This is a genomic window from Staphylococcus borealis (assembly GCF_001224225.1).
In the GTDB taxonomy this organism is placed as follows: domain Bacteria; phylum Bacillota; class Bacilli; order Staphylococcales; family Staphylococcaceae; genus Staphylococcus; species Staphylococcus borealis.
The window spans coordinates 263,896-279,005 of the sequence record NZ_CUEE01000002.1 but is presented as its reverse complement, the minus strand read 5'-3'; the positions used below and the strand labels follow the sequence as shown (position 1 = coordinate 279,005).

Sequence of the window (15,110 nt, the reverse complement as noted above, 5' to 3'; positions counted from 1 at the left end):
AATCTGTCTGAAATTAGATATACCAAGCACCATTGACTTTTTGAATTGTTCCAGTAACACTTTTTGCAAGTGGACTCCACAAATAAGCACATGTATGAGCAATTTCATCAGGAGTTATCATTCGCTGTTGTGGTAACTCTGCTAAAATAGACGCCATATCGTCTGAATTAAATGATTGTGCCATATTACCACTTACAAAACCAGGCGTAACTGCATTGACAGTGACATTCGTCATTGCTAATTCCTGGCTTAGCGCTTTAACAAAGCCAATTTGAGCACTCTTCATTGTAGAATAAATGGTCTCCATGCTTGCACCTGTTTCCCCCCAAATGGACGAAATAACAATAATTCGACCAAATTCACTATGACGTATTGTGTCTATAAAGTAACGACAACATCGTATTAATTGCTTAACATGAAGATTGTAGCTATGATCAATATCTTTATCTGACATATCTTGTAGTAAGCCGTACAAAGCTGTACCACTACTATAAATCAAGCAATCAATATGTTTCACATGGCCAAACGTTTCTTCCAAATCAATATCTTGTGATAAATCAGCTTGTATAAATTCAACAGCTTCTCCTTCATACTTAGCTTGTAACGTATTTATATCAGATTGAAAATATTGAACAATGACTTCGTTACCTTCCTCTAATAACCGTTCTACAATTGCTGTACCAATACTTCCTGAGCCACCAAGTACTAATGCTCTCATTAAGATTTAAGCTCCAAACGACTATCAACCATATTATCAATATTTAAAAACTTAGATGCTGTTTCATTAATACTATCTAATGTTATATTCTCAATAATATCTAACATATCGAACACACTAACACCCTCAAAATATAATTTAGCATATTGATTCGCTATATATTCAGGAGAATTTAAACTTGAAATATATTCACCAATAAATTGTTTTTTCAATAAATCAAATGCTTCTTGGTCTTTCAATTTACCGCGATGCATGTTGAGTTCATTTAATAACACTTCTTTCAACTTATTTGGATGTTGTGTCGCACTCGTAATGATTGAGAAACAATAGGTAGGTTCGAGCACAAATTGATAGCCAAATGATTCATCAATCAAATCTTCATTCAATAATGTTTGATAGAAATCCGTTTCTTCACCAAATACTAATTCGAAAAATAGCGTCATTTCTAAATCATGTTGTACATATTGTTGTGGTGATGCCTTAGTTGGTTCATTTTTAAATCCTAACATTAACCTAGGTGACTGTAGCTTCATTTCTTCAGTTACAAAAGGTGTTATCACTTTAGTTGGCTCATCAATAGTCGCTCTTTCAATACTAGGTTGATTCGTTTTATCTCTTTTATTTTCATGCGTTTCAACAATATCGCGTATATTTTCTGGATTCACATCGCCAACTACAAATAACACCATATTCGATGGATGATAAAATGTTTCATAACATAGATATAAGTCATCTTTTGTAATATTATAGATACTCTCTACGCTACCAGCTATATCCACTTTAATTGGATGATTTTGATACATCGCACGTAGCGTATTAAACATAATTTTATAGCCAGGTTGTTCTTGATACATTTTTATTTCTTCAGCGATAATACCTTTTTCTTTATCAACCGTTTCCTTCGAAAAGAATGGTGTCTCTACCATTTCTAATAATCTTAGAATATTACTTTCAACATTATCTGTGGCACTGAATAAATAACTAGTACGATCAAAACTAGTAAATGCATTGACTTGCGCATTATCACTTGCAAATGCAGTAAATAAATCTTCAGTGTCATCCTTTTCAAATAGTTTATGCTCTAAAAAGTGAGCAACGCCATCTGGTACAGTTACAAACGCATCTTGATTATGTGGTTTAAAAGTATTATCTAGAGAGCCAAATTGAGTTGTATACGTTACGAATGTTTTTTGAAACCCTTTTTTTGGAATAACGAATAAACGTAACCCATTAGCTAATTCATGTTCAAATACACGCTCATCAATGAGTTCATAATATGTTTCTTTCATTAAGAATGACCACCCTTCGTAAGTGCATAAATCGTATCAAGTTTTGCTTTATTGGCCATAGTTACCACATCTTCTTTAGTAACTTTTTGGATGTGATTAATATAGTTTTCATCAGTTTGCACACGTTCTAAAAGTAACTGATTTTGCATAACTTCGATAATACTTTTAGGTCGATCGGCAATCTCATGTCTATGAGAGATGATAATTTTTTTGGCGAGTTCTAATTTATCCTCGTCAAACTCACCACGTTTAAATTTATCAAACTCTTCCAAGATTGTATCTTTAGCAAGTTCAAATTTATCTGCTGATACACCACTTAATACAAAGAGATAACCATTTTTACCATCTAATTGTGAATGGATTGAATAGGCTAGACTTTGTTTTTCACGTACTTCATTAAATAAAACGGATGATGGGTCCCCACCAAACATCGTATTTAATACTACTAATGCATAATAATCTTGTGCCCCAAAACGCGTTGGAAAGCGATAACCCATATTTAATTTTGCTTGGTCCACTTCATCCTCTTCAACAATATATTGTGGTTCTGAGTTTGAATTCATTAAATACGGTTCATTAGATTGCGTCATTTCAAATGGTTTAATTATAAATTTCGATTTGATTAATTGCTTAACCTCTTGTTCATCTACATTGCCAACAACATAAACCGAACATTGATCATTGTTAATCATATTTTGATATGTATGATATAAGCTTTCAGGTGTAATTGTATTTATTTTCTCAATTTGCCCTGTCGCTAAGTAGCGATACGGTTCATCTTTAAACATGTATTTTAATAAATTTAAAAATGAATATTGCGCCTTATTATCGATAATAGCTTCAATTTTTTTAGTTAGTAAAGATTTTTCTTGATTAACAAATGTTTCGTTAAACGCACTATTTTCAATGAGTGGTTTATTGATTACTTCATATAAGACATTCAATCCTTTTTCAAAAAGTGGTGTTGAATCTTTGAGGTAACGTTCATTAACAATTTCTAATGAGATAGTGATCACATGTTTATCTTTAAATTTAGAAACAAAACTATGTATGTAAGCACCATATAATTCTGACAGTTGTTTACTAAACGCTTTATCAGTTGACCATTTTTGTGTAGCACGAACTAATAATTTACTAAGTAAAGATCGTGCTGTGATGGTTTCGTAATTTAAAGGTGCCATAAATTTGAAAGTAATCATAGTTGTCTTAAATTTATCTGTAGGTAACACATCGATATGTATGTGTTGGTCTTGATTGATTTGTTGTTCTAACATTCATCCACACTCCTTAATATCAAATCTATATTTTTGTACGTGTCAGTTTAAATTTAACTAAACTGCTCTTCACATAATTTAAAGAATATAAAATAGGTTTACCCAATTCATCATAGTGTACAACCTTTAATAGCATTAAACCTTCATGTGGAGAAGCGTTCAGAATATCAGAAATATGTGGCTCATAACTAATTGCTTCAACTTCTGTTTCAGCAGAAGCAACTTTATGACCGGTATTCGTCTCAATTGCATTTAGCATGGAACCATCACTGATTTGATAATCAGTACAGGTAAGATAATCTTTTGAAATTTTATCCAAACAATAAATAACTGGCTGATGATTTGCAGTGCGTAGACGCTCGATAATTGTAATTGGTTGTTTATCTTCAATGCCTAACATTTGTGCATCTAATATGGAGGCAGGTTGTTCCTCTAAACTCAAATATTCAGTTCCTGAGTGGTAACCTGCTTCTTGAATCATATCGTTAATGCTGAATAATTTATTTAATGGATAGAAGAAGGGGTGTAATGACTTTACACTTGGTCCTTCTTCAAAGTTATCAGTCAAAACTTGTTCAGTAATGAGTTCACCAATTGCATCATAGACATCGTCTGTTTTCACATTCAATTCTCTGGCAATAGATAAATTGCTAGGTAGTTTATCACCAGGTTTTAAAGATTGTTCTTTAATTTGCTTAAGAATATACTCCTTAACTTTAAAAGCTGCATTTGTCTCTGTCATCATTTACACCTCTTCATCATCTAAATTTACTAATACTTGTCTTGGTTTACTACCTTTTTGCGGTCCGATAACTTGGTTTCGTTCTAAATCATCCATTAATCTAGAAGCACGATTATAGCCAATTCTAAATTGGCGCTGTAATAGCGACGTACTTGCTTTTTGCTGCTCAATAACAAATATATAGGCATCATCATATAGAGCATCTTCACTCTTCATTTCTGATTTGTCTACAGGTGCATCTGGTTCCATTTCTTTCACATAATTCACTTTTTGTTGTTCAACAACATAATTAACAACATCTTGAACTTCTTGGTCACTTAAGAAAGCACCTTGTACACGCGTTTGAGATGACTCTCCATTACCTACATAGAGCATATCACCTTTGCCGAGTAGCTTTTCGGCTCCACCAGAGCCAATAATTGTTCTAGAGTCAGTTTGAGAACTTACGGCAAATGCAATACGTGAAGGAATGTTGTTTTTAATAATACCAGTGATTACATCTACTGATGGTCTTTGTGTTGCAACGATTAAATGAATGCCTGCTGCTCTGGCCATTTGAGTAATACGTTGAATGGCATTCTCAACTTCTTTACCTGCAACCATCATCAAATCAGCTAATTCATCTACAATAACTACGATATATGGTAATTCTGCTTGTTTCTCATCGAGTTCTTCATTTTGACGTCGTATAAATTTATTATACCCTTCAATGTTACGTGTAGACGAATGTTGGAATAAATCATAGCGTCGTTCCATTTCTGCCACTACCTTTTCTAAGGCTTGAGAGGCTTTATGTGGATTGGTCACTACTGGTATTAGTAAATGTGGCACCCCATTATACACATTTAATTCTACCATCTTAGGGTCAATCAACATGAGCTTAACCTCATGTGGTTTAGCGTTTAATAGAATACTAGTAATAATACCGTTAATACATACAGACTTACCACTACCTGTTGAACCGGCGACAAGAAGGTGTGGCATTTCATTCAATTGAATTGTCATTGGTTCACCAGAAATATCTCTACCAAGACCTACTTCTAATTTGTTACTTGCTGGAAATTTAGATTCAAGCACTTCCTTAAGGGTAACTAATGAAATCTTATCATTTGGCACTTCAATGCCTACTGCTGAACGTCCAGGTATTGGCGCTTCAATACGTACATCTTTTGCTGCTAATGCAAGTGCAATATCATTATGTAAGTTCACAATTTTGCTTACTTTAACGCCTTGAGCAGGTTGAATTTCATATTGTGTTACGGCTGGCCCAATTTTAATCTGTTTCACTTTAGCATTAACACCAAAGTTTTTCATTGTAGATTCAAGTATTTGGCCTTTACGTTGAACTTCAGCCTTAGACGTTGTTTGTTGTTTAGCTGGCTGATTAAGTAATGATAATGGCGGAATGTGATATGCAGCATTAGCCTCTTCTCCCGCTTCAGAAATTGAACCGTTCATTTGATGATCATCATTAGAAGCTGAATCTGACTTTGTATTATGATGTTGATGCTTGTCGTTATTTTGATTTTCTTCTTTAGCATGATCTTCGTTATTAATACCAAATTGTCTTTTCTTGCGCTTGTTAACAGGAGGTTGTTTATTTTCTTGCGACTCACTATGACCATAAATAGGAATGTCTTCCGGTTCTGGATTAACTTCCGGAAAATCACTTACATCTTTAATTTGCTCTGACTCAAGTTGTTCTTGCTCAAATTCATTTTGTCTTTGACGCTCACGCTCTGCTTCTTTTTCACGTTGACGCGCTTCTTTTTTTAGTTTATTTTGTGCTCTTTTTTCTTTCAAATTAGAAGACGCACTTTGACTCGAATTTTTCATTTTATCAATTAAAGATTTGACAACATCTCTATGTCTAAGTTTAAGCAATAGTATAATACTTGAACTTAATAAAACTAATGTGAGGATGATGACACCTGCAATGGAAATAAGTGGAATAAATATTTTAAGTAAATAGAATCCTATTAAACCACCACCGAAATTTGGAAAATGACTATGTTCATAAGCCTTGTATACATAAGATAGAACTGGCTCTCTTTCAGACACCGCCCCTTTTTGAAAATGGTAAATAATTTGTGTTGTAATCAATAACACAAATTGTAGCGATATCAATCCGAAAGTACGTCTTGTCTTAGGGAATTGCTTTTGCATTGCAATATAAACCGTAATTAAACTGAGTAATATGTATGTTAAATAGCGACTCATTCCAAACAAATAATTGAAAAAGCTATCTATCATTCGACCCACAATGCCTAATTGGAACATTCCTAAAATCGACAAAATGACTATTATGATTGCAATAACATAGCGTAAAGAACTGTCCTTCTTCTGTTGCTTTTTTTTAGTCGATTTACGGGTTGTTGCGCCCTTTTTACGGGTTGTAGTTTTTTTCTTAGTTTGTGGCAAAATCGTACACCTTCTTTATTTCTCACTTAGTAACTCTTTGTAAAACATCTAATTCTCATTTTTCCGATATGTATTATTAATATTTTTAAAAGTACGAAAGAGGTTGGAACAATACATACCACATTTAGACTCAAAGCGTCATAAAATAAAGTGAATAATTAAGGCTATTCTCAAACGTTGCCTTTAAAATTATTACACAACTGTGATGTTGTCCCGACCTCTTTTTGATTGAATATATCTTATATTTCAGAAATGACTGGTATAATCATTGGACGACGTTTCGTACTTTCAAATAGCAATTTACTGATTTGATCTCGCATATTTTGTTTAATGTCAGACCATTCAATACGTTTTTCTTGAAGACCTGCTTCAACAATTTCACGAACCTTTTCTTCTGCTTCCTTCATTAATTCTTCACTCTCACGGACATATACAAATCCACGTGATTGAATTTCTGGACCAGCAGCAATTCGTCTGTTTTTCGGATCCAATGTAACAACTGCGATAAAAATACCGTCTTCTGCAAGTAAATGACGATCTCTTAAAACGATATTACCAACATCTCCTACACCGATACCATCGATGAGAATATTGCCAGAATTAACTTTTTCGTTTAATACCATGTCTTTACCGTCGTAGTGTATAACGTCACCTTTTTCAACTAAGAAAATTTTCTCCGGTGCTACGCCAGTTTCATTAGCTAATTTAGCATGTGCAATCTGCATTTTAAATTCACCTTGAACAGGGATAAAGTATTCAGGTTTCATGATATTAATCATCATTTTTAATTCTTCCATGCAACCATGACTAGATGCATGAATTTTTTTATTATTAGGAATAATATATGCACCTGCACGCACTAATTCATTTAATGTATCAGCAATAATTACTTCCATATTCGCTGATGCAGTAATTGCTAAATATACAGAATCTCCTTCTTCGATATTCATAATTTTATGCTTATGTTGCGCCATTTGACTCAATGCCTCGATAGGTTCGCCTTCCATACCAGTGGCTATAATTACGACTTCATTTTTAGGGTAATTTCCTACTTCATTAATTGGAATTAATAAGTCTTTAGGAATATCAAAATATCCCATTTTACGTGCAATATTAAAAGAACTTTCTAATGAACGACCTAAAAATGAAACTTTACGGTTCAATTTACTTGCTGTATTTAATACTTGTTGAATTCTAATAAAATTAGAAGCATAACAAGATACAATTAAACGACCTTTCACTTTCGCAAACGCATCATAAATATGCGATTCAATTACATTCTCAGGTGTATTATAGCCTGGTTTCTCAGCTTCTGTAGAATCACTAATTAATGCGAAGACACCCTCTTCACCAATTTCAGCCATACGTTTGATATCAGGTGCATAGTGTCCTTGTAAACTTTGGTCAAATTTAAATTCACCAGTATATACGATAGAACCGTATGACGTGTGAATGCAAATACCTAAACTATCAGGAATACTATGGGTAGTATTAAAGAACGTAATATTAACATTTTTAAATCGCATAACTGAATCGTGATTAACTGTATAATAACGAACTTTCTTCTTAACGTTACGAGACTTCATATTTTCTTTAACAAGCGCTAACGTTAATTTAGAACCATACACAGGTGCATCAATTTGTTCTAAAATATAGCTAACCGCACCGATAGCATGTTCATGACCATGGCTTAAAAAGATTCCTTTTAATTTATCTTTATTATCAATGACATATTGGATGTCAGGAATAACGATATCTACACCTAACATTTCATCTTCTGGGAACATTAACCCCGCATCTAACATAAACATTTCATCGTCTACTTCAACGATATACATATTTTTTGCGATTTCGCCCACACCACCAAGTGGGATGATACGAATATCGTCATTCTTTTTTTTCACTAAACTCAAAATGTTACCTCCTATTATAAAAATCCCCGTCCATATAAACTCATAATTTATTATAATTTAATTTATGTTGGATGTACACTATTAAAGTGTTTCTCAGGGCATTATAGTCATGATTGAATTTAGTATTTAATAAAAAAATAGGGATTGATTTATTAAATCGCGCAAAACAAAAGAAAGTGGGACAGAATTTTTCTTAAATTCGTGTCCCACCCTCGTATGGATGACTAGAACAGAGAAAAATTTGATCTAAATGCCTTCTCAGTTCTGTCAGCTACTTTAATTTGCAAAATAGCATTATTATATTTTTTATATCCTAGACTCTCATACTAGTAAAATAACAGTTATTGACTAAGTTAAACATGCGTTTCTAACAAGCACTTTACTGTTTATTTATTTTCATCTAATACTTTGTGAGATGCGTTAACGCGACCTTGTTTATCAATTTCAGTAATTTTAACTTCGATTGTATCTCCAATACTCAATACATCTTCTACTTTATTAATGCGTTCTTTTGAAATTTGAGAAATGTGTAATAACGCATCTTTACCAGCAAATAATTCAACAAATGCTCCATATTTTTCAATACGTTTAACTTTTGCGTTATAAACTTGACCTACTTCAGCCTCACGTGTAATTTCTTCAATAATTTCACGCGCACGATTGATCATGTCTTGATCAACTGCACCAATAAAGATTGTACCATCTTGCTCAATGTCTAATTTAACACCAGTTTCATCGATGATTTCGTTAATTTTCTTACCACCTGGTCCAATAACGTCTCTAATCTTTTCAGGTTTAATATGCATGATTTCCACTTTAGGTGCATAGGCACTTAGTTCTTTACGTGGTTGATCAATCGTTTGTAGCATGTGATCCATAATTGCTAAACGACCTTGTCTAGCTTGCTCTAAAGCCTCTTCAATGACTTCACGTGTTAAACCGTCAATTTTAATATCCATTTGAATCGCAGTGATACCATCTTTTGTACCAGCCACTTTGAAATCCATATCGCCTAATGCATCTTCCATGCCTTGAATATCTGTAAGTATTGTATAACTATCTTCTCGTGTTACTAACCCCATAGCTATACCAGCAACAGGTGCTTTAATTGGCACACCTGCATCCATTAAAGCTAATGTTGAACCACAAATAGATGCTTGTGATGATGAACCATTAGATTCTAATACTTCACTTACAATACGAACAGTATATGGGAATTCAGATGTATCTGGAATAATGTATTTTAATGCTCTTTCACCTAAAGCACCATGTCCAATTTCTCGACGACCTGGTGCTCTCACTGGACCAGTTTCACCTACTGAGAAATTAGGGAAATTATAATGATGCATGAAACGTTTTTCTTGTTCTGGTCCTAAACCATCAATTAATTGATAATCGCCTAAGGCACCCAATGTGAGCACAGATAAAGCTTGTGTTTGTCCACGTGTGAACAGCCCTGAACCATGTGCACGTGGTAATAATCCAACTTCTGATTCAAGCGGTCTAATTTCATCTGGTTTTCGTCCATCTGGTCTAATCTTTTCATCAGCGATAAGACGACGCACTTCTTCTTTAACTAAATCATTTAAAATTGCATAAACTTCATCAATTAACAATTCATTCTCAGGATCTGCTTCGTCAATAAATTCAGTTGCAATCTCAGCTTTTAACGTGTCTAAATTTTCATCACGTTGTTGCTTATCAAAAGTCAAAACAGTTTCTTTTAGACCTTTTTCTTCGGTTAATGCTTTAACTCTTGATACTAATGCTTCATCACGTTCTACAGGAACGAATTCTTTCTTAACTGGTTGAATGTGTGCTATCACTTCTTCTTGGAATGCTACTAAACGTTTGATTTCGTCATGACCAAAGAAGATGGCTTCTAACATTTCTTTCTCAGTTATTTCGCTTGCACCAGCTTCTACCATGTTTACTGCATCTTTATGTCCAGCAACTTCTAAATCTAGGCGCGAAACTTCTTTCTCTGCAACGGTAGGATTAATGACATATTTACCATCAACATAACCTACGTTCACACCAGCAATTGGTCCTTGGAATGGGATATCTGAAACACTTAATGCCATTGAAGAACCTATCATTGCTGCCATTTCTGGTGAACAATCTGGGTCTGCACTAAGCACCGTGTTCATAATTTGAACATCATGACGGTATCCTTTTGGGAATAGTGGTCGAATCGGTCTATCGATTAGACGTGCTGTTAATGTTGCTTCATCCCCTGGACGACCTTCACGTTTTTTAAATCCTCCTGGAATTTTACCAGCAGCATACATTTTTTCTTCATAGTTAACTGTTAATGGGAAAAAGTCACCATCACGTGGTTCTTTAGATGCAACGGCAGTTGATAATACGACAGTATCTCCGTAGCGTACTAGCACTGCACCATTAGCTTGTTTAGCTAGTTGCCCTGTCTCAATCGTTAACGATCTTCCAGCCCACTCAGTTTTAAATACCTTTTTTTCTTGAGACATTATGAATCTCCTCTCTGAAATCTATTAACTACATCATATCATTTATTTTTAAAATTTTATATTAGTGTTTAATATTAAACGATAAAAAAAGGAAAGTACCAAACTAAATGGTGCTTTCCTCTTAATATATTAGAATTAACGACGAATACCTAATGATTTAATTAATTCACGGTAACGTTGAATATCTTTACTACGTAAGTAGTTTAATAAGTGACGACGACGACCTACCATTTTTAATAATCCACGACGTGAATGGTGATCTTTTTTGTGTTCACGTAAATGTTCGTTTAATGCAGCGATTTCTGCAGTTAAAACAGCGATTTGTACTTCTGGTGAACCAGTGTCAGTTTCGTGCACGCGATATTCTTTGATAATTTCGTTTTTACGTTCTTGTGTAATTGCCATAATTAAATTCCTCCTAAAATTTGTATACACCTTAATCTGAGCTAGGCGTCGGAGTCTCAACCCGCCAAGATAAAGGAATAATAGTAGTGAATTCCATTTCTTAGAACTCAACTTTAGATATTATACGATACATCATCACCAAAATCAACCGATAGTAGGTATTTAGCTTTTTCTTTATCATTGTTCATTTGTTCAACTAAAGGATCGATACCATCGAATTTCACTTCTGGTCTCAAGTAATGATGCCAATATACTATGACACGTTCACCATATATATTGTCATTAAAATCAAAAATGTTAACTTCAATTACTACTTCAGCTTTTGATGGGTCATGGAAAGTAGGTTTCACACCAACATTAGCGACACCACGATAGATTTTATTTTCGGCACCAATTGCCATACTTACAGCGTAAACACCTTTTTTAGGTAATACATAGTCATCACTTGGTTGAACATTTGCGGTTGGGAATCCAATAGTACGACCTCGTTTTTCCCCTTGTACTACTGTCCCTTTAATTCTGTATAGATAACCTAATTGCTCATTGGCTTTTTTTAAATTACCTTCTTTCAAAGCTTCCCTAATCGCTGTAGTGGAAATTTTTTCGGTTTCCATCTCTTGTTTACCAACAATGGTTGTGCTAAATTCATTCATTTCATTTAATACAGACATGTTACCTTTTCCGAATTTACCATATGTAAAATCAAATCCAGCAACTACTTCTTGCACATGATTATTAATAATATAATCTTGGACAAATTCTTCTGCGGTTACACTCGCAAAGCGTGATGAAAAATTGATTACAATACAATAATCTACATCATGTTGTTCAATCATCTCAAGTTTATCTGAAAGTGGTGTTAAATAGTCCGTACGTTTACGTTCTGGATTTAACACGACAGAAGGGTGAGGATCAAATGTTGTAACTGCCTTTTTTAGATTTCGCGCTGCAGCACGCTCATCCAACGCTTCGAACACTTTATGATGACCACGATGCATGCCATCAAAAAAGCCAAATGCCATCGCAACGTCTTCTTTTATCAATTGATCTTCTTGAATTGGATGGGTTACTTCTATCACTTTCATAACTTTTGACTCCTTTAATTAAATACTTTTTTAGGTTTAATTTCATATTTTTTATCTGGATGTTGAACATAAATTGCCATTACTTTCTGAGTTTCAGAATCAACAAAAACTAATTGTTCATCAATGATTTGATTAAAAAGTCTTTTATTAAACTTTTGTCCATTTAATATTCTTTTTTTCATATTCTCATCAGAAATGTTGATTTTCGGCAAACTTTTCAAACCATATTCTATAGGAAAAAGCTGCGATTGTAATGCGTCTTGCTCATGTAATTGAGAAATTTGCTCTAATGTGAGACTATCCTCAACATCAAAACCACCTGAATTCGTTCGCGTTAATAAAGACATGTGTGCCGGATAACCTAATTGTTTACCGATGTCCGTAGCGAGTGTACGAATATAAGTTCCTTTACCACATTTCACCTTAATATTAAAATGACATTTCTTATTTTCAAATTGGAGATCAGATGTACGCTCAATTAAATCAATTTTCACTTGACGCACTGGCCTTTCAACTGTTTCACCATTTCTTGCGTATTCATATAACTTTTTCCCATTGACTTTAACAGATGAATACATGGGTGGAATTTGTTCTATAAGGCCTTCAAAAGTTCTCAAAACGTCATCTATGTCGGTTGTATTAACCTCATTTTCAAGAACCTCAACTTTATCTATAACTTCACCCGTCTGGTCTTCAGTAGTAGTACTTTCTCCTAATGTAATGGTCGCATGATAGGATTTACCCATGTCCATGACGTAATCACTTACACGCGTTGCAGGACCAATACATATAGGCAATACACCTGACACTTCAGGATCTAAGGTTCCAGTATGACCAATCTTCTTAGTTTTTAAAATCTTTCTTAGTTTGAAGACGACATCATGACTCGTCAATCCACGTTCTTTATAAACGGGTAAAATACCGTTATACATTTTTTCACGTCCTTCATTTTAACTACCTCTATGTATCATAACTTATCTGACTGAATATGTGTTATGAAAATTAATTGTTATAACTTAAATTGACTTAGCAAATCACACTTTTCACTTACTATCAATATTCCCTTGAAACTCAAAATGAGACGGGAGTGGAACATCATTCGATTTGAATTTATTGTCCCACCCCCGTATAGGCGACGATTATTTTGAATAGCTTAAAAATTAGTGTTTATTCTATTTCTCGTTCAATTTGTATTTGTAATGTTAATAAAATAACAAAGTATATTGCTATAACTTAGTTAATAGACAATTATCTATCTTGCTTATGCAAATCTTGAATCATTTTCTCAATTTTATTACCATACTCAATAGATTCATCATATTCAAAGAATAATTCTGGAATAATTCGTAGTCTCATTCTTGAACCTAATTCAGATTTAATGAATCCTTTCGCTTTATCTAATGCTTTAAATGTATCATTAACCTCTTTTTCACTACCTAACACAGTAAGGTACACTTTGGCTTGTGATAAGTCGTTTGTTAATTCAACATCTGTAATTGTGATAAAGCCCACTCTAGGATCTTTAACTTTATTATTTACGATATCCATAATTTCTTTCTTCATTTGTTCGCCAACGCGTTCTGCTCTCATGTTACTCATGGATATTTCACCTCTTTAAAAAATTTGTCTTTTCATTATACCCTTATAACTATGCTCGTAAAGACATAGAAACTAAATTTATCATAAAAATTTATTCACTATTTTATTATATCTTATTAGCGCTAAAAACAAAATTTCTAATGTTCTTTTTCAATTGAAATCGTTGTGTTTTTGCTTCCTTTAATATCTTTTAATCGTTTTTGACCATAAATTTTCTCAAATTTATCATAAAGTGGGTTCTTCCAAGTGTGGCCTTCAAAATCTTTATATTCAGAAACAATAAACTTATATGTTTCAATATCTTTATCATCTTTTAAATTAAATATTTCTTTCTTACTATCTCCATGGCCGGTCAAATTAATTTCTTCATCTACGTAATTGTTAATATAAGAATCACCACTAAGAGCCATAGCAAACTCAGGTTTAACCGGTAAACCGTTTTTGTCCCATGCTGCTACTGCTACAGTCACTTCTTTAATATCTTTATTACTCTCATTTACTATAATTGGATTTAATTGATCAAACGCACGTACATATCCATCATTAGTGTCTTTATCAATAAACTTTACTGTCCCGACGTGCACATCTTGATTATTTAATTTTTTATCAAGTGATGTTGCATTATATGAAGTTAACATTCCACCTTCTTTTCCAGCTTTTACAGAACTACATCCTGATAATAGTATAACCCCACTCAAGCAACAGCCTATTGTTAAATTTGCAAATTTTTTCATAAGTTTCCCCTTTGAAATCTCAAAATTTTAATTTTTATAATGAATATATAATATCAAAATTTTCATTATGATTATTATATAACTTTTTCTTTTTTATTTACTTTTTTGTCTTAAAATATAAATAGATAAAAAAGTTTTAAAGCACTTTTTTATTTTGAGATTTGAGAACTTAGATTTTGTCTATGCATAAAGAAGCATTTTGTCGAGACTGTTTTTTAGGAGCATTAATTTCATGAAAAGAAGCACACTAGTACTTAAGTAAGTAAATCTAAAAGGATAATGAAATGTAGTTGAACGCGAGATCCAATATAAAAAATCTTGAAAAGAGATTTCACAAACTAAGCAAGTTGGGCAAGCGCGCCTCTCATACGAGGTATTGTAAAATGAAAAAGCCAGTAAATGAATTTATAAAAACTCATTTACTGGCTATATTGATGAAAT

At 33.3% G+C, this 15,110-nt stretch carries 11 protein-coding genes and 2 pseudogenes; all 13 read right to left on the bottom strand.

The window, feature by feature from the left end; genetic code table 11:
• Positions 1-13: 13 nt before the first annotated feature.
• The 13 genes and pseudogenes from ymfI to AK212_RS03915 all read right to left on the bottom strand — a co-directional run bounded on the left by ymfI (position 14) and on the right by AK212_RS03915 (position 14,669).
• Entirely contained in the window at positions 14-718 is a 705-nt protein-coding gene (gene ymfI / locus AK212_RS03970; RefSeq protein WP_053029336.1) for an elongation factor P 5-aminopentanone reductase, read from the bottom strand.
• Complete coding sequence (gene yfmH / locus AK212_RS03965) at positions 718-2,007, bottom strand: EF-P 5-aminopentanol modification-associated protein YfmH (protein ID WP_053029335.1); 1,290 nt, start codon at positions 2,005-2,007, stop codon at positions 718-720. The genes ymfI and yfmH overlap by 1 nt, the downstream gene beginning before the upstream one ends.
• Positions 2,007-3,281 carry an EF-P 5-aminopentanol modification-associated protein YfmF gene (yfmF, locus tag AK212_RS03960; protein WP_053029334.1) on the bottom strand — a complete coding sequence of 425 codons (1,275 nt, stop codon included), beginning with the start codon at positions 3,279-3,281 and terminating at the stop codon, positions 2,007-2,009. The genes yfmH and yfmF overlap by 1 nt, the downstream gene beginning before the upstream one ends.
• A 25-nt stretch (positions 3,282-3,306) precedes the next feature.
• The gene (locus AK212_RS03955) at positions 3,307-4,023 is read right to left on the bottom strand and encodes a GntR family transcriptional regulator (protein ID WP_053029409.1); all 717 of its coding nucleotides are present in this window, start codon (positions 4,021-4,023) and stop codon (positions 3,307-3,309) included.
• A 3-nt stretch (positions 4,024-4,026) separates the two neighbouring features.
• Positions 4,027-5,484 (bottom strand): annotated as a pseudogene (locus AK212_RS13985) (DNA translocase FtsK); the annotation flags it as partial.
• A 99-nt stretch (positions 5,485-5,583) separates the two neighbouring features.
• Positions 5,584-6,444: pseudogene (locus tag AK212_RS13980) on the bottom strand (cell division protein FtsK); the annotation flags it as partial.
• A 239-nt stretch (positions 6,445-6,683) separates the two neighbouring features.
• Entirely contained in the window at positions 6,684-8,357 is a 1,674-nt protein-coding gene (gene rnjB / locus AK212_RS03945) for a ribonuclease J2 (protein WP_053029332.1), read from the bottom strand.
• A gap of 386 nt (positions 8,358-8,743) precedes the next feature.
• A complete protein-coding gene (gene pnp / locus AK212_RS03940; protein WP_053029331.1) occupies positions 8,744-10,846 on the bottom strand; it encodes a polyribonucleotide nucleotidyltransferase in 2,103 nt (700 codons plus the stop codon).
• 135 nt (positions 10,847-10,981) lie between these two features.
• Positions 10,982-11,251: a 30S ribosomal protein S15 gene (rpsO, locus tag AK212_RS03935; protein WP_053018906.1), complete on the bottom strand. Its 270-nt coding sequence runs from the start codon at positions 11,249-11,251 to the stop codon at positions 10,982-10,984.
• 113 nt (positions 11,252-11,364) lie between these two features.
• Positions 11,365-12,336, bottom strand: coding sequence for a bifunctional riboflavin kinase/FAD synthetase (locus AK212_RS03930; RefSeq protein WP_053029330.1), 972 nt, complete (start codon positions 12,334-12,336; stop codon positions 11,365-11,367).
• Positions 12,337-12,350: 14 nt separating this feature from the next.
• Positions 12,351-13,268 carry a tRNA pseudouridine(55) synthase TruB gene (gene truB, locus AK212_RS03925; protein ID WP_053029329.1) on the bottom strand — a complete coding sequence of 306 codons (918 nt, stop codon included), beginning with the start codon at positions 13,266-13,268 and terminating at the stop codon, positions 12,351-12,353.
• 316 nt (positions 13,269-13,584) lie between these two features.
• Positions 13,585-13,935 carry a 30S ribosome-binding factor RbfA gene (gene rbfA / locus AK212_RS03920; RefSeq protein ID WP_053029328.1) on the bottom strand — a complete coding sequence of 117 codons (351 nt, stop codon included), beginning with the start codon at positions 13,933-13,935 and terminating at the stop codon, positions 13,585-13,587.
• Between the two features lie 137 nt (positions 13,936-14,072).
• A complete protein-coding gene (locus tag AK212_RS03915; protein ID WP_053029327.1) occupies positions 14,073-14,669 on the bottom strand; it encodes a DUF5780 domain-containing protein in 597 nt (198 codons plus the stop codon).
• Positions 14,670-15,110 lie beyond the last annotated feature (441 nt).

What these genes read in the sequence shown, in the direction of transcription:
- ymfI (WP_053029336.1), bottom strand. Translation starts at nt 718, where the DNA reads ATGAGAGCATTAGTACTTGGTGGCTCAGGAAGTATTGGTACAGCAATT.
- yfmH (WP_053029335.1), bottom strand. Translation starts at nt 2,007, where the DNA reads ATGAAAGAAACATATTATGAACTCATTGATGAGCGTGTATTTGAACAT.
- yfmF (WP_053029334.1), bottom strand. Translation starts at nt 3,281, where the DNA reads ATGTTAGAACAACAAATCAATCAAGACCAACACATACATATCGATGTG.
- AK212_RS03955 (WP_053029409.1), bottom strand. Translation starts at nt 4,023, where the DNA reads ATGACAGAGACAAATGCAGCTTTTAAAGTTAAGGAGTATATTCTTAAG.
- pnp (WP_053029331.1), bottom strand. Translation starts at nt 10,846, where the DNA reads ATGTCTCAAGAAAAAAAGGTATTTAAAACTGAGTGGGCTGGAAGATCG.
- rpsO (WP_053018906.1), bottom strand. Translation starts at nt 11,251, where the DNA reads ATGGCAATTACACAAGAACGTAAAAACGAAATTATCAAAGAATATCGC.
- AK212_RS03930 (WP_053029330.1), bottom strand. Translation starts at nt 12,336, where the DNA reads ATGAAAGTGATAGAAGTAACCCATCCAATTCAAGAAGATCAATTGATA.
- truB (WP_053029329.1), bottom strand. Translation starts at nt 13,268, where the DNA reads ATGTATAACGGTATTTTACCCGTTTATAAAGAACGTGGATTGACGAGT.
- rbfA (WP_053029328.1), bottom strand. Translation starts at nt 13,935, where the DNA reads ATGAGTAACATGAGAGCAGAACGCGTTGGCGAACAAATGAAGAAAGAA.
- AK212_RS03915 (WP_053029327.1), bottom strand. Translation starts at nt 14,669, where the DNA reads ATGAAAAAATTTGCAAATTTAACAATAGGCTGTTGCTTGAGTGGGGTT.